General features: G+C 64.3%; 15 protein-coding genes and 1 riboswitch. Of the genes, 3 read left to right on the forward strand and 12 right to left on the reverse strand.

The genetic code is table 11. From position 1 onward, the window contains the following. Nucleotides 1-104 precede the first annotated feature (104 nt). Nucleotides 105-1,277, reverse strand: a complete 1,173-nt coding sequence (locus C0606_12420) for a hypothetical protein (GenBank protein PLX37289.1) — start codon at nt 1,275-1,277, stop codon at nt 105-107. A gap of 99 nt (nt 1,278-1,376) precedes the next feature. Between C0606_12420 and C0606_12425 the strand changes: the two genes are divergently transcribed. Further along, on the forward strand, nt 1,377-3,380 hold the full coding sequence (locus tag C0606_12425) for a hypothetical protein (GenBank protein ID PLX37290.1): 2,004 nt from the start codon (nt 1,377-1,379) through the stop codon (nt 3,378-3,380). Here the strand turns inward: C0606_12425 and C0606_12430 are convergent, their stop codons facing one another. The 4 genes from C0606_12430 to C0606_12445 all read right to left on the reverse strand — a co-directional run bounded on the left by C0606_12430 (nt 3,381) and on the right by C0606_12445 (nt 7,333). Next, complete coding sequence (locus tag C0606_12430; protein ID PLX37291.1) at nt 3,381-4,364, reverse strand: pyridoxal-5'-phosphate-dependent protein; 984 nt, start codon at nt 4,362-4,364, stop codon at nt 3,381-3,383. Between the two features lie 79 nt (nt 4,365-4,443). Continuing rightward, entirely contained in the window at nt 4,444-5,478 is a 1,035-nt protein-coding gene (locus C0606_12435; protein PLX37292.1) for an alpha-mannosyltransferase, read from the reverse strand. Next, entirely contained in the window at nt 5,475-6,278 is an 804-nt protein-coding gene (locus tag C0606_12440; protein ID PLX37293.1) for a UDP-2,3-diacylglucosamine hydrolase, read from the reverse strand. Before C0606_12440 ends, C0606_12435 begins: the two co-directional genes overlap by 4 nt. Nucleotides 6,279-6,466: 188 nt before the next feature. Continuing rightward, complete coding sequence (locus tag C0606_12445; protein PLX37294.1) at nt 6,467-7,333, reverse strand: hypothetical protein; 867 nt, start codon at nt 7,331-7,333, stop codon at nt 6,467-6,469. 14 nt (nt 7,334-7,347) lie between these two features. Here C0606_12445 and C0606_12450 point away from each other — a divergent pair, with 14 nt between their 5' ends. After that, nucleotides 7,348-8,127 (forward strand): 3-oxoacyl-ACP reductase, encoded by a 780-nt coding sequence (locus tag C0606_12450; protein PLX37295.1) that lies wholly within the window; start codon nt 7,348-7,350, stop codon nt 8,125-8,127. Nucleotides 8,128-8,315: 188 nt separating this feature from the next. On the opposite strand, the gene C0606_12455 is transcribed toward C0606_12450, so the two are convergent. From C0606_12455 to C0606_12475, 5 genes are all read right to left on the reverse strand, one after another. After that, entirely contained in the window at nt 8,316-9,614 is a 1,299-nt protein-coding gene (locus C0606_12455; protein PLX37296.1) for a hypothetical protein, read from the reverse strand. 438 nt (nt 9,615-10,052) lie between these two features. Beyond that, nucleotides 10,053-11,159, reverse strand: coding sequence for an ABC transporter substrate-binding protein (locus C0606_12460; protein ID PLX37297.1), 1,107 nt, complete (start codon nt 11,157-11,159; stop codon nt 10,053-10,055). Continuing rightward, on the reverse strand, nt 11,159-11,971 hold the full coding sequence (thiD, locus tag C0606_12465; protein PLX37298.1) for a bifunctional hydroxymethylpyrimidine kinase/phosphomethylpyrimidine kinase: 813 nt from the start codon (nt 11,969-11,971) through the stop codon (nt 11,159-11,161). Before thiD ends, C0606_12460 begins: the two co-directional genes overlap by 1 nt. A gap of 12 nt (nt 11,972-11,983) precedes the next feature. Continuing rightward, on the reverse strand, nt 11,984-12,643 hold the full coding sequence (gene thiE / locus C0606_12470; protein PLX37299.1) for a thiamine phosphate synthase: 660 nt from the start codon (nt 12,641-12,643) through the stop codon (nt 11,984-11,986). Next, on the reverse strand, nt 12,640-13,377 hold the full coding sequence (locus C0606_12475) for a hydroxyethylthiazole kinase (protein PLX37344.1): 738 nt from the start codon (nt 13,375-13,377) through the stop codon (nt 12,640-12,642). The genes thiE and C0606_12475 overlap by 4 nt, the downstream gene beginning before the upstream one ends. Nucleotides 13,378-13,401: 24 nt before the next feature. Then, nucleotides 13,402-13,525, reverse strand: a riboswitch (TPP riboswitch). 154 nt (nt 13,526-13,679) lie between these two features. Here C0606_12475 and C0606_12480 point away from each other — a divergent pair. Further along, complete coding sequence (locus C0606_12480; protein ID PLX37300.1) at nt 13,680-13,916, forward strand: AsnC family transcriptional regulator; 237 nt, start codon at nt 13,680-13,682, stop codon at nt 13,914-13,916. 77 nt (nt 13,917-13,993) lie between these two features. On the opposite strand, the gene C0606_12485 is transcribed toward C0606_12480, so the two are convergent. Together C0606_12485 and C0606_12490 are read right to left on the reverse strand one after the other, a co-directional pair. Continuing rightward, on the reverse strand, nt 13,994-14,917 hold the full coding sequence (locus C0606_12485) for an EamA family transporter (protein PLX37301.1): 924 nt from the start codon (nt 14,915-14,917) through the stop codon (nt 13,994-13,996). Between the two features lie 140 nt (nt 14,918-15,057). Continuing rightward, nucleotides 15,058-15,615, reverse strand: coding sequence for a hypothetical protein (locus tag C0606_12490; GenBank protein PLX37302.1), 558 nt, complete (start codon nt 15,613-15,615; stop codon nt 15,058-15,060). Nucleotides 15,616-15,633: the final 18 nt, after the last annotated feature.

Here is a 15,633-nt window from a genome sequence, read left to right on the forward strand (position 1 = left end):
CCCCCCTCGCTGTCTACCTCTTTGGAAATACTAGAGGGACGGAACGAAGCCGGGATGTGATCCGCATCACAATCGGGTTATCGGGCGGGTTATCGGGCGGGTTATCAGGCAGTACGCTTTTCGAGCAGCGCCGCAAGGGCGACGATCGCAAGTGCCAGCACCGACAGTCCCGCCATCACGAAATAGCCATGTACGGCGAAATCGCGATAAAGCGGCCCTGACGCCATCACCATCGTCGCCATCGCCGCGCTCACCGCGGTCGCAGCGAGCCCCTGGCCCGTGCTCGCCAGCCTTTCCGGCAGGCTGCGGGCGACGAAATGGACGATGCCGAGATGGGTCGCGCCGAAGGTGAAGCCGTGCAGGATCTGTACCGCGAAAACCGCCGGATAGGCCGTGACCAGCGGCAGCAGGCTCCAGCGGATGATCCCTGCGCCGGCGCCGATCGCCAGCAGGCCAAGCGGACTGACCCGCTGCAGCACCGACGCCGATGTCCAGAACAGAATGATCTCGGCGATCACGCCAACGGCCCATAGCGCGCCGATCTCGCCGCCGGAAAAGCCGATCTCCTTCCAGGCGAGCGATCCGAAGCCGTACAGAAACGCGTGGCTCGCCTGCACCAGCCCGGCCGCCGCCAGGCCCAGCACGAAAACCGGGCGCGACAATAGCTTGCGCGCCGGAATGCCCTCGTCGCTATCGTCGTGACCGCGCCGTTCGACCTTCGGCAGGAACAGAGACATCACCGCAACCGAAGTCAGCGCCAGAACGAGAAGCAGATAGACCCGGCTGCCGCCCTCAGCCTCGACCACCGCGCCGGCGCCGATATTGGCGCAGATGAACGAGATCGACCCCCACAGCCGCATGCGGCCGTAATTGGCGCCGTCGCGGCGGGAAACGGCAACGGCAAGCGCATCGCTCAATGGCAGGAGCGCGGTCCAGAACACCGCCATCGCCGCGATCACGGCGAGAATGCCCCAGAACCGATCGACCAGACCGATCAGCGAAAACAGCGCAACGCTGAGCACGGAATAGAGCACCAGCGCATAACGCCGGTCGGACACCTTGTCGGCATAGAGCGAGGTGAACGGCGTAGCGATGATCCGCACCACCATGGGGGTTGCAACGACAAAGCCGATCTCGGCTTCCGACAGGCCCTGAATCGCGAGAAACACGGGGAAGAACGGCAAATACGTGCCCTGCGCCAAAAAAATGGCGACGAAATACCCGGCCATGCGCACCGACGATCCCGTCGGGCGTGAAAAGCTAAGCATTGCGGACATCCGATCCGGTTCTTAAACTTTGGCTAAAGATTCGTTCGGTAGGTTTACTGTGAGAAGGCTTACCATAGCGTCGACTTCGACAGAATAGCGGCCCAGACAATGAACGAAAAACCGCTTACCCCGCTGCGCGAAGAGGATTACGAGGCCATTGAGGCCGCCGTAATGGAAACTGAACGCGGGCGTTGGTTCCTCGCCGAGTTCACGGTTCGCAACCGATCGGCCGACACGCGTATCCTGCTTGATGCCATCCAGAAACTGGAAAAGAACATCACGCGCGATCGCGGCAGCGACGACATGGACCGGGTTCGCATGGAACTCGCGGACATGGCATCGGCCATTCAGCGCACCAAGCAGGAAATCGCCGATATTCAGGGCGACACAGCAGAGGCCGACCGCTTCACGCAGGCCGCCAACGAACTCGACGCCATCGTCAACCAGACGGAAAAAGCGACCCAGGACATCCTGAATTCCGCCGAGATGGTTCAGGAAATGGCTTGGACCCTGCGCGAGAAGAACGCCGATCCCGAAATCAGCGACACGCTCGACCACCACGCGACCGAGATCTACACGGCCTGTTCGTTCCAGGACCTGACCGGCCAGCGGACCCGCAAGGTCGTCAATGTGCTCGCCTATCTCGAAGCGCATATCAACCGGATGATCGACATCTGGGGTTCGGACGAGATCACCGACATCATCGAAAGCGTCGATGCCAGGCCGGAGCCGCCGCATGTCGATCCCGACGCTCATCTGCTGAACGGCCCGCAGCTCGAAGGCCACGGCATGGACCAGTCGGCCATCGATGACCTGCTGGTCGATGCGGATTTCGATACCGGTTTTGATCCGATCGACACCTCCGACTCCCCCTTTGGCGGAAACGATGAAAGCGACCTGGCAGCGGATGACCTCCCCGAGGCCGTCGAGACCGCAGTGGTCGAAGACACCGAACTCGCCGCCGCCGTATCCAGCGAGGACAGCTCCGTATTCGAGGGGTTGGAAGAATCTCTGGCCGGCGTCGACGCAGACGCCATCATTGCCGATGCGGCCGACACCGAATTCGACGCGGTGCCGCCGATCGCCGAAACCGCTGAGACGGAAAGCGCCAACGAAGCCGCGATCCTCGACGGACCGGCGTTGGAAAACCAGACTTCGTTCGCCGGCATGCAGGTCGATGTCGATCTGAGCGCCGAGGAGTTCGGCGAAGCCGACGTTTTCCAGACCGACAATGCGGTGCCCGTATTCGAAGAGGTGGGCGACGACGAGGCAGACGCCTTCGCAGCCATCGCCAGCGACGAAGACGCTGCGACAAGCGAGCCCGATGTGGCTGATTTCGCCGAGGATGACTTCGCCGAGGCCGAATTCACCAACGGCGAAACAATGCCGGATACGGTAGAAGGGGATTTCTCAGCGGCCGAACAGGATTTCGATGCGGTCGAGGAAAATGCCTCCCTTGAAGCCGATACCTTCGAGCCGGCGGAAACCGACGAAAGCGCCGACGAGGCCGCAGCGCTGTTGTCGCAAGCCGTTGCCATCGCCGAAGTCGATGACACGCTGACCGAAACGTCCGACGTCGATATCGTCGAAGCGCATGTCGACATCGTCGAGGCCGATCTGGAGTTTGTCGAGTTCGACGAGCCTGCGCAGGATGCGTCGCAGCCGGCAGAAGCGGACGCCGACGCCGACACGATGGCCGATGCTGCGGCGATGGCCGAAATCGCCAAGTTCATCGTTGCCGAAACCAGCGACGTCGAACTGGCCGACACGGTATCCGAGGACGACACCGCCAGTTTCGATGCAGCCGGCGAAGCCGATGTGTTCGACATCGAAGCTGGCAATGACGAAGCCGCCGATGACGACTGGGGTCTCGACGACAGCGCCGACGATTTCGCAGCGATCGATGCGGAAGATGCCATCGACGAAACGCCGGAAAGCCCGGAAACGGTCGAGCTGACCCCGGAAGCAGCGGCCCTGGAAGAGATTGTCGAGGATCCCGAAGCGCTGGTCGCCAATCTGGAAGCGATTGCCGCGATGATGGCGGAAAAGGATGACGAGGAAGATCCGACCGCGCATCTGAGCGAGGCCGAACGGATCGCCCTGTTCAGCTGATCACCCGTCCTTGCCGATCGCCCTTGCCAGCATGTCCGGCTCGATATTGCCGCCCGACAGCACCACGACGACCGTCTTGCCGGCGAACGCGGCCTCGCCGGAGAGCAGGGCGCCAAGGCCGACGGCCCCGCCCGGCTCGGTCACGACCTTCAGCTCTTCCGCGGCCACACCGACCGCGCTGAGCGCGTCATCATCGCTGACCGCCAGGCCGCCCGCCACCTGATCCCGGTTGATCGCGAAGGTGTTCTCGCCCGGCGCCGCCGCGAGCAGCGCATCGCTGATCGAGCCGCCAAGTTTTTCGTTGTGTTCGCGCGCACCACTCGCGAGAGACCGGCGATGATCGTCGAAACCAGCCGGCTCCACAGCGTAGATCGCCACATCCGGCAATGCCGCTTTCAACGCCAGCCCTGAACCTGCAAGCAACCCGCCGCCGCTTGCCGGAATGAGCACTGCGTCCGGCACGACGCCGAGCGCCGCCGCCTGCGCAACGATTTCAAGCCCGACCGTCCCCTGCCCGGCGATCACGCGCGGGTCCTCGAAGGGATGGATGAAGGTCGCCCCAGTTTCCTCACCGATCGCGCGCGCAATCGCCTCGCGATCCTCGCGTACCCGGTCATACGGCACGACGCGGGCGCCGGAGCGCTCGGTACGCGCGCGCTTCAACGCCGGCGCGTCGTCGGGCATGACGATGGTGGCTGGAATGCCGAACAGCCGCGCGGCTTCGGCCACGCCCTGCGCGTGGTTGCCCGATGAGCAGGCGACGACGCCACGAGCGCGCACCTCCTCCGGGATCAGCGAAATGCAATTGTAGGCGCCGCGAAACTTGAAAGAGCCAGTGCGCTGCAGGCATTCCGCCTTGAACAGCACCCGCGCGCCGAAGCGTGCGTCGAGCGCAGCGGAAGAAAGAAGCGGCGTCTCCTGCGCCTTACCGGAAAGCCGCCCCGCAGCTGCACGGATATCGTCCAGGGTCACCTTCGTCGCCATCACCGCCTCCTGCAGGTTTGCACTGGAAGGCGGGTATCAGCTTGTCCGCAGCGCAACAAGAGGCGCTGCCGGGAAGGACCTATGCGGCGTTGCGGGTGGAAATGCCGTGTGCCGCGTGAATGTTGCCAAGAAACTGCGCAGCACTCGCTTCCCAGGAAAAGGTCAGCGCGAAGTCGCGACAGAAATCGCGCGGCACATCGAGCGCGCCGAGAGCCGCCTGCTGCAAATCCCAGTCGAGCACACCGGCCCCTGAATCGCCGATGATGTCGATCGGCCCGACCACCGGATAGGCGGCAACCGGCACACCGCAGGCAAGCGCCTCCAAAAGCACATTGCCGAACGTGTCGGTCAGGCTCGGGAACACGAACACATCGGCCGCGGTGTAGTGACTGACCAGTTCGTCGCCGACCTTCGCGCCGGTGAACACCACATCGGGATAGCGCGCTTGCAGCGACTGCTTTGCCGGCCCATCGCCGACGATCACCTTGGTGCCTGGCAGGTCGAGCTTGAGAAAGGCTTCGAGGTTCTTTTCCACCGCCACGCGACCGACATTCATGAAGATCGGCCGCGGCAGATCGGCCAGCGCCGGCGCCGGCGTCATGTCGGGACGGAAATCGCCCGCATCGACCCCACGCGCCCAGCGCATCAGATTGCGGAAGCCATGGGCCGCGAGTTCCTTTTCCAGCGTCGCGGTCGTCACCATGCAGCCGCTGCCGCCATTGTGGAACCGGCGCAGCCAGGCATAGGTCCAGCGCTCGGGCACCGGAAAGCGCGCCGAGAGGTATTCCGGAAACCGCGTGTGATAGCTCGTCGTATAGGTCTGCCCCATCGCCAGCACGGCACGGCGCGCGGAGATGCCGAGCGGCCCTTCCGTCGCGATGTGGACGTGATCGGCGCCGATCTCTTCCAGCCGCCGCCGCATCCGTCCGCTCGTCGTCAGCGACAGCCGGATTTCCGGGTAGGTCGGACAGGGAAGCGTGCGGTAGTCCTGTGGGGTGAGAAACTCGACGGTTTCGCCGACCTTGGTCATTTCCAGCGCGACACGCTCCAGCGAGCGCACGACGCCATTGATCTGCGGATGCCAGGCATCCGTCACGATAAGGATCTTGCTCATGCGGCGGCTGCCTGCCCGATCTTTGCCGGCTCGACGGTGCGCGCCGCGTGAACATCGGCCCAGCGGATGATTTCCAACGTGCCGTCATGGTGCTCGGCGATTGCCGTGCAGCTTTCCACCCAATCGCCGGTATTGTGGTAGGCGACGCCCTGCTCCTCACGGATAACCGCATGGTGGATGTGGCCGCAGACGACGCCGTCCGCTCCGCGCCGCCGGGCCTCGTTGGCAAGCGCTTCCTCGAAGGTACCGATGAAGTTGACAGCGTTTTTCACCTTCAGCTTCGCCCAGGCCGAGAGCGACCAGTAGGGAAAGCCGAGCTTGCGCCGCACCAGGTTGAACCAGGTGTTGAGGCCAAGCGCCGTGACGTAGGCCCAGTCGCCGAGCAGCGCCAGCCACTTGGCATGGCGGACGACGAGGTCGAACTGGTCTCCGTGGATCACCAGCAGCCGGCGGCCATCGGCGGTTTCGTGAATGGCGTCTTCCATTACCTCGACACCGCCGAAATGGGTGCCGACATAGTCGCGCAGGAACTCGTCGTGATTACCGGGGATATAGACGATGCGGGCGCCCTTGCGCCCCTTGCGCAGTACCTTCTGCACGACGTCATTGTGCGCCTGCGGCCAGTACCACGAGCGCCGCAGCCGCCATCCGTCGACGATATCGCCGACCAGATAGACGGTCTCCGCATCGTTGTAGCGCAAGAAATCAAGCAGCAGATCGGCCTGGCATCCGCGCGTTCCGAGATGAATGTCGGAGAGGAAAAGTGCGCGATAGTGTTTCGCGTCTTCGGTCTCGCTCATAGTCGCTTCCGGCGGCTTCAGGCCGTGTGGGCGAATTTGACACGCGGCCTAGGTCTAACTGCCGAAACTTAAAAGCGATTCACGTCTCAGTTTTATGACGCCGTGTCACAAATCTCCGACCCGCCGCCAAGGACGCGGCAAGAAAGCCGCCTGTGTTCGTGCAAAGAACAACTCCGCGGCAACCTTCTTTATACGATCATCGGAATGACGGTGACGATCAGCAGCAGCGCCATGGCGCCATTGGCGATGGCCGCCTTTTCCGGCGAGCGGAAGATCCCGGCCATCATCCGCCCCATGGCGCACCACAGAAGCGTGCAGGGCAATCCACACAAGGAAAACATCACGACGATGGTCACCGTTTGCGAAACGCTGTCGGCATCCGCGACCAGGAACAGCGACATCGCCGCGAGCGCCATGCTCCAGGCTTTCGGATTGACCGCCTGGAACAGGGCCGCCTCGTGGGGCTTCATCGGCCGGACCGTATCGCCGGCTTTCGCATCAATCGGCCCGGCGCGGGCGATCTTCCAGGCGATGAACACGACGAAGGCAACCGCAACCGCCTTCATGACCATGTGAACGCCCGGATTGTCGTTGACCAGCTGCGCGAAGCCGAGTCCCGCCAACACCATCATCGAGGAAAAGCCGAACCAGATACCGGCGATGTGCGGCAAGGTCCGCGCGACGCCGAAATGCGCGCCCGAGGCCATCACCATGATGTTGTTCGGACCGGGCGTAACGCTGCTGGCAAAAGCAAAGCCGGCAAGCGGCAGAAGCTGCTCTATCATGACGGGACCCTCGCGCGGTTTCCTCCGGCAATCTCGTTGGATCGCCGTTATTAGGTCAGAATCACTGACATAAATAGCGCCGTGTGACCAGACCTGTCCGCGCACGCCTCCCATGCGGCGAACACGCGGGTCGCCCCGCCCCTTGCGCATTCCAGCGCAGCTATGGGATGACTTCTCATCAACGGGCACCAAATACCCGAAGGGTCCGCCATGAGCCGGCGGAACCCCGAATGAACGTTTTCGCCGGCAGCCGCCGGTGTCACACCGCATGTGAGGAGGATTTCATGGATCTGGGCATTTCCGGACGCAAGGCTATCGTCTGCGCCTCGAGCAAAGGGCTCGGCCGCGGGTGTGCCGAAGCGCTTGCCGCCGCCGGCTGCACCGTCGTCATCAACGGCCGCGACACCGAAGCGCTTGCCGCAACGGCCGACGCCATCGCCAAGGCGAGCGGTTCGACGATCATTCCCGTCGCCGCCGACGTCTCCACCGCCGAAGGCCAGAAGGCCATTCTGGCGGCCTGCCCGGATCCGGATATCCTCGTCAACAACAATGGCGGCCCCCCGTTCCGCGATTTCCGCGAGCTTGACCGCGAGACGATGATTGACGGCGTGGTGCAGAATTTCATCACCCCGGTCGAACTGATCCAGAGCGTCGCTGACGGCATGGCGGAACGCGGTTTCGGACGCATCATCAACATTACGTCGCTGTCGGTGGTCATGCCGATCCCCGGTCTTGACCTGTCGAGCGCGGCGCGTGCCGGCCTCACCGCCTTCCTCGCCGGTGTGCGCGGCCAGTTTGCCGGCAAGAACGTCACCATCAACAACGTCCTGCCCGGCAAGATGGACACCGCCCGCCTGCGCGGCGGCTTCGACCGCAATGCCGCCAAGCTCGGCACGACCGCCGAAGCCATCGCCGAGAAGCAGCGCGTCGAAATCCCGGCCCAGCGTTTCGGCACCTCGGAGGAATTCGGCCAGCTCGTCGCCTTCCTCAGCTCGGTGCATGCCGGCTACATCACCGGCCAGAACATCCGCGTCGACGGTGGCTTGACCCCGATGGCGTTCTAGAGCGCATTCCCGAAAAGTGGGGACCGGTTTTCGGATAAGAATTCGCGAAATAAATGCGTGAGTATCCCGAAATCCGACAATTGCGGGAAAGCCCCCAGGCAGCGTTCCAAAACAAAAAGGGCCGGTTCGCGCGAACCGGCCCTTTTCCTTGAGAGAGTGGCGCGTGAATGCGCCCGCCGTCGGCCCGATTACGAACCGTTCGGACCACCGAGCGTGTAGCGAACCGAAACGCCGACGATGTCGAGGTCGGTCTCCGCGGTACCGATGAGCGACACGCCCGCATAGTCCTGATGGCCCGGAGTGATGCGGATATCGGCGTCTTCGACGAAGATGTGCGAGTAGCCGAGATCGACCGACAGGCGATCCGTGACGTTGTAGGAAAGACCGGCGCTCAGCCACAGACGGTCGTTGTCCGGCAGGCGGGTCGAACGGATGTTGGTGTCGATCGGCGACAGCTCGTAGCCGACACAGCCGCGAACAGTCAGCTCTTCGTTGATGGCATATTCACCACCAACCGCGAAGAACCAGCCATCTTCATAGTTGAACGGCAGGGTGGTGGCGACAACGCCACCGGTCGTCGTAACCGGGATCGTGCCGAGCACGCTCCAGTTGGTCCACTCGACCGTACCGGTCAGGGTGAAGGCGTCGGTGATGCGCTGGCGAATACTGGCCGTGATCATGTCCGGCGTGGTGATCGAGGCGTCGATCGGCAGGCTGATGGCACCGGTGAACAGCGAGCCCGAGAGCTCGTGCTTGATCTGCGAACGGTAACCGATACCGATCTCGGTGCCTTCCATCGGCGTGAAGGTCACACCGAGCGTGGCGCCGAAGCCCCAGTCGTCGCCTTCCAGCTCGGCCGACGGCGCACCGGAGAAGATGCTCGTCGCGCGCGAAAGGCGAACCTTGAGATACTGCGCCTGCAGGCCGGCGGCGATGCTGACCATGTCGTTGATCTTGTAACCGACGGTCGGGTTCACGTTGACCGAGAACACCTTGGAAACGCGCGAATAGACCTGACCGGCCCAGGCGGTCGGCGCATTGGTCGCCAGACCGTACTGGCCGTTGACGGCGAGGCCTACATAGACCTGCTCGGACACCTTGTAGGCCGAGTAGAACGACGGAACGAAGGCGCCCTGGCCGATGTCGTCGCCATTGCCGACGGCCGCGCCCGGGATCAGGCCGAGCGGCGTCGGCACGATCGCGAACGGCGGATCGAGCGTCGCGGAGGTGACGTTGATGTCGGAGTCCGGCACGACCAGCGTCGAGTGGCTTTCCACGACGAGGCCTTCGGCCGTCGTCACCGTCGCCGGGTTCCAGAACATCGAGCTGATCGACGGTCCCGGTGCGGCGCTACCGGCAAAGGACATGCCCTGGAAGTAGGCGCTCTGTTCGCGCAGCGCAAAACCGCCGGCCTGAGCGGCCCCGGCAGTCGCCATCACGGCAATCGCGGTACCGGCAAAGAGCACCCGGGAAAGGGAATTCGTCATGGCGTTTCCTGTCTATTTTTTTGGTCTGCCCCCCGGCGCGCGGAAACGCTGCCGGATTTGGTCATGAAGATGTCACTTTTTTGGGCAGGACGGCAATTCGCGGGGTTTTCCTAGCCGGCGCGGCACAACCGGCCCGGCGCGCCTGGATTCATTCCATTTCGAGCGAAGATTTATTGAAAAAACAAATTGATAAGCAGTTCTGTCGCACCCGCCTACAGACCTGGGGAGGCCCGCTAACCGGTTTGACATGGCTCGTTTTTCTGCGCTTCTGTCACTTTTTTGCAATAGTGCCGTAACGGCACCCCACTGCGTTTTTCGCAGCTTTGCAGCCGACGCCGGCGCCAATGGACCGCAATCGCGATCTCACGACCGCGATCCGGCGACGATTCCCTAGCCCCGATGAAGCCGAAAACCGCGCTCCGCGCGGGGAATGCGTGTCTAGCCTCGGTCGCGCGCGGCGAGAAAGCTCGCCTGAGAGATGCGGCTCCACGGCGCCTGGCGATTGCGCGCGGCGACGAACGATCCGACGATCTCGCCGGTCAGTTCATCGCGCGCCGCAAGGTCGGCAAGAACCGCATCCGCCGTCGTCTTCATTTCGGCGAGAACCGCGCTCGGGAAGAGACGCACATCGACGCCGTCCTCTTCGCGCAGCAGCCGCAGGCTCTCTGCGTTCTGCCATTCGGCTTCCGCCAGCGCGAAGATATTTTCCGCCGCGCAGGCATGTTTCAGGATCGCCCGCAGATCGGCAGGCAGGGCCTGGAAGGCAGCCCTGGAAATGAGCGCCTCACCGGTGCCGTTCGGCTCGTGGAAGCCGGGTGCGTAGTAGAATTTCGTCACCTTGTAGAAGCCGAGCGAACGGTCGCTCCACGGCCCAAGGAACTCGGCCGCATCGATGAGGCCGGATTGCAGGGCGGAAAAGATTTCGCCGGGCGGCAGCGACACCGGCGTTGCGCCGAGCCGCCGCATCACCTCGCCGCCCAGGCCCGGCATACGGATCTTCAGACCCTTGATGTCATCGAGCGTATCGATCGCGCGGGAATACCAGCCGCCCATCTGGAAGCCGGTATTGCCGGCCATCAGCGGCAGGATGCCGGACGGCGCATAGAGCTTTTCCCAAAGCGCCTGGCCGCCGCCATGCTCGATCCAGGCGATGTGTTCCAGTGGGGTGAGCCCGAACGGGCCGGCGGTGAACAGCGCCGAAGCCCGCATCTTGCCCTGCCAGAACAGCGAGGCGGTGTGCGCCATCTCGGCAACGCCACCCTCGACCGCGTCGAACACTTCGAGCGCCGGCACCAGTTCACCGGCGGCGTGGACGTGGATCGTGAAGCGCCCCTCGCTCATTGCCGCAACCCGTTCGGCGATGCGCGCCGCCGACATGCCCGGCCCCGGCAGGTTCTTCGGCCACGACGTCACCATGCGCCACTCGACGCGTTCCGAGGCAATCGCGGGGCGGGAAAGGCCAGCCGTGACCACCGTCCCAACCGCCGCACCGGCCAGACCGAGCGCGCGCCGGCGCCCCGGATCGAACGTTTTGCTTTCAGCCATTACGCGTCTCCCTGCCAGAAGGCGTGGAAATGTTGCACCGGGCCGTGCCCCTTGCCGATGGCGAGCCCGTCTGCCGCCTTGATCGCCGCCGTCACATAGGCTTTCGCATCGCCAACCGCCTGCGCCAGCGTCTTGCCAAGCGCGAGGCCAGAGGCAATCGCCGAGGAAAGCGTACAGCCCGTGCCGTGCGTGTTCATCGTGTCGTGACGGGGCGCACTGAACCACTCGGCCTCGCCGTCGGCGGTCAGCAGCAGATCCTCGCTCTCCGGCCCCTCGCCATGCCCGCCCTTGACCAGCACCGCGCGCGGCCCGAGCTTCAGGAGAGCCTCTGCCTGCGCCTGCATCGCCGCGCGATCCTCGGCAACCGGCCTACCGAGCAGCCGCGCCGCCTCGTGCAAATTCGGCGTGATGACGAGCGCCTTCGGGATGAGAACGGAGCTCAACACCGAAACGGCCTCCTCGGCCAGCAACGGGTCCCCGCTCGCCGCCACCATCACCGGATCGAGAACCACGGTGGTTTGCGCGTAAGCATCGAGCCCGGCGGCCACAGCCTCGATGATGTCGGGGCGCGACAGCATGCCGATCTTCACCGCGTCGACCGCGAGATCGGAAAACACCGCATCGATCTGCGCGCGCACGAACTCCGGCGGCACGTCGTGGACGCCGGTGACGCCGAGCGTGTTCTGCGCGGTCAGCGCGGTGATCACGCTCGCACCATAGACACCGAGCGCCGAAAAGGTCTTCAGATCCGCCTGGATACCGGCCCCGCCGCCCGAATCCGAACCCGCAATGGTGACTGCAATCGCCGTCATATCGTCCTCTCCCTAGCCGCGCTCGGCGAGCGCGCCATCGACCGCCCGGCGCAACGTCTCCGCCGCCGCCCTGACGTCGTCCTTACCGAAAATCTCCGAAATCACCGCAACGCCGTCGGCGCCGACCGCGATCAACGAGCCAGCCGTCTCCGCGGTGATGCCGGCAATCGCCCCCACCGGATAACCCGGCACCCGCGCGCGGATCGCATTCACCAGCGTGGCGAAACCTTCAACGCCAACCGGCGGGTTCGGGTTGTTCTTGCTCGAGGTCGCGAAGACCCCGCCCATGCAGACATAGTCCAGCAGGTCGAGCGGTGCGGCTTCGGCCTCCGCGTGCGTCTTGACCGACTGGCCGATGATGGCGTCAGGCCCGAGCAGCCGGCGCGCATCCTCCGGCGCCATGTCGTCCTGGCCCACATGCACACCGTCGGCACCAGACACGAGCGCCACGTCGACCCGGTCGTTGATGAGGAACGGCACGCCGCTGCCGGCAAGAGCGGCGCGGATCGCCTTTGCCGCCGCGATCATGTCCTGCGTCGAGCCGGTCTTGTCGCGGAATTGCAGGATGGTGATGCCACCGGCCACCGCCTCGCGCGCCAGATCAGGCAGCGAGCGGTCGCCCGCCACCGCCGGATCGATGATCCCGTAGACCCGCAAAACATCGCGTTTCATGTCAGTCTCGCCTTCTCGTGCAAAATGGCTTCGTCGAGGGAATAGAGCGCGTCGAGCAGCGCGACCGCGAACGAGCCGGGTCCGGCAGCTGTCTCGCCGGCAATTTCCGCTGCAACCCCGAACACCGTCAGCGCCGCCGTCGCGGCAACGACCGGATCGGGCTCGACGGCGAGGAACGCGCCGACAACAGCCCCCGCCGCGCAGCCGGTCGCGGTAATCTTCGTAAGCATCGCCGACCCGTTGTCGACCCAGGCCGTGCGCGTGCCATCGGTAACCACATCGACCGCGCCGGTCCGCGCAATCGTCGTCTTCGCCCGCAGCGCCGCCTCTCCGACATCGCCGCCGGCAAGCGCGGCAAGCTCGCGTTCATTCGCCCGCAGCACCGTCGGCCCGCGCTTCAAAAGGAAGGACGCCACGTCGAGGCGAGGCGCGGAAACATCGGCAAACACCGGATCCAGAACCCAGGGAATCGCGCGGTCGCCGACAACGTCAAGCGCTACCTCGATCGCCTCGTTACGCGCCGGATCGAGCGTGCCGAGATTGACCAGCAGCGCACCGGCGCCGGCAACGAAACTCGGCACCTCCTCGCGCGCAATCGTCATCGACGGCACCGCGCCGAGCGCCAGCAACACATTGGCAGTGAACGCCTGCGCCACCGCATTGGTCAGGCAATGGACGCGCGGCGCCTGTGCCCGAAGACGCGTCAGCGCACCGGCGACATCGGCCGCCGTGATCGGATCGGAATGATCGGGAGTGTCGTTTGCCAAGACCTCAATCCCTCCGCCGGCATAACCCGGATCAGGTTCCAGGAGTTGGCCCCATGCCTCTCAGCCCGCGTGCGGACGACTGTTAGCCGCCAAACGGGCACCCCCTTGAGTTCCTTCTGACTTAGATCGCCGGGCGACCGAATGCAAGGCCGCGAGAAGCCGGCCCGGCGCGGCGAAAAGTCAGGCTCGCGCCCTCGCCGCCTCTTGCTCCCGGCGCGCCGATCTGATGGAGTGGCGCGCAAATTCGCAACGCCATTCGGAGCCCTGCCATGAAGCCCTTCTTCGTGTTGATCAAATGCCAGCTCGGCAAGGCCTACGAGGTCGCCAACCAGATCGCCGATGCCGAGATCGCGTCAGAGATCTACTCGACCGCCGGCGACTACGACCTGCTCGCCAAGTTCTACGTCGAGGACGACGCCGACATCGGCCATTTCGTAAATGAAAAGGTCCACTGCTTCGCCGGCATCATCGACACCAAGACGATCATCACCTTCAAGGCATTCTGAGCGCGGGCGGCGTTAGCCGCCCGTCCACCGTTCATCCACAGCTTTTCGACAGGGAATTCACAGGCGGCGATGCCGCCTCAGGCCCGCGACGGGCTGCGCGCCTCGCGGGCGGCCTTGCGGTCGATGCCGAGCCGGTGCTCGCGGTAGATGACGAACATGCCAGCGGCGATGATGATCGCCGAGCCGAGGAAGACCGGCCATTCCGGCACCTCGGCAAACACCAGCCAGCCGACGATCAGCGCCCAGATAAGTGTCGTGTAGTCGAACGGCGCGATGGTCGAGGCATCCGCATAGCGATAGCTCTCGGTCAAAAGGATCTGGCCGATGCCGCCGATCAGCCCCATCAGGACGAGCAGAGCCGCGTCATGCGGGCTCGGCATCACCCAGCCGAACGGTGCTGTCAGCAACGACAGCATCGCCGCGGTCGCCGTGAAATAGATGACGATGGTACCGGTCTGTTCGGTCGCCGTCAGTTTGCGCACGAAGATCATCGCAAGCGCCATGAACACCGCCGCACCGACCGCGAACATCACACCCTCCGCCGCCCGGCTGCTGCCGTCGCCACCGAAATCGCCGAGATGCGGCGACATGATCAGGAGCATCCCGCAGAAACCTATGGCGACCGATGCCCAGCGATAGGCGCGCACCTGTTCGCCGAGCAGGAGAGCGGCGAAAGCCACGGTCATCAGGGGAGCGGAATAGCTGATTGCGGTTGCGTCAGGCAGCGGCAGACGGGCGAGCGAGGCGAACCACATCGCCATCGCCGAGGTGCCGACGACCGCGCGCAGGACATGGCCGAGCGGCCGATCCGTCTTCAGCGCCGTGGTGAGCTGTCCGCGCACAGCAACCAGCATGAGAACCGGGAAGAGACCGATAAAAGTCCGCGCAAAGACGATTTCACCGACCGGCACCCGCCCGCCGATAAATTTGACCATCGTGATCATCGCAGTGAAAAGAAGCGCCGACATGACCTTGAGGGTCACGCCCAGAACCGGTCTCACGATGTGCCCTCCTCGGCCGGCCGCAGATCAGGCGGCCATTGCCAGCCTGCGTGCCACGGCGCTCGCGTTTCCACAAGCGCCGTTTGGGCAGGGCAGCCCTGCAAAAAAGTGCGAGAGGTTCGCAACAAGGAGGCCGGAGATCAGCCTTCGGCCATCGCCAGCAACCGGTCGAGAACGGAGCGTTCCATCGCTTCGGGGATGGCCTCGATGTCGAACATCTTGCTCATCCACAGCCCGTCGACGGCAAGCCGGACGATCGCCGCGATCTCGGGTTCGATCCCGTCATTGAGCAGCATGGCGTGCATCTCGCCCTGATAGGCGCGGATGCGGTCGATCATCCATGGCCGAAAGGCCGTCGATTGCAGCAGCACCGAACCGATACGAGAGAACGTATCGGGCTCGCCTTCGGGGAACGAGCCTCGCACATAAGCGCGCACCCAGGCGCCCGGGCTTTCATCATTGCCGAGTTCACCTTCGACGCGGCCGACAAAGGTCTGGAACATCCGGTCGGCCACTTCGCCGACCAGCGTTTCGAGGTTGCCGAAGACAGCGATCAGATCGGCCTCTTCCAGATCGGCGGCAGCCGCGACCGAGGCCAGCGTCAGCGTGTCGACACCGCCTTCCTGGATCAGCAACGCGGCGGAATCGAGCGTGAACTCACGTATCCGCTCCGCTCGCACGGTCGCCTGATTGTCCATACTGCCCCCTCCCCGTTC

This window comes from Hyphomicrobiales bacterium, assembly GCA_002869065.1.
Taxonomy (GTDB): domain Bacteria; phylum Pseudomonadota; class Alphaproteobacteria; order Rhizobiales; family Rhodobiaceae; genus Rhodobium.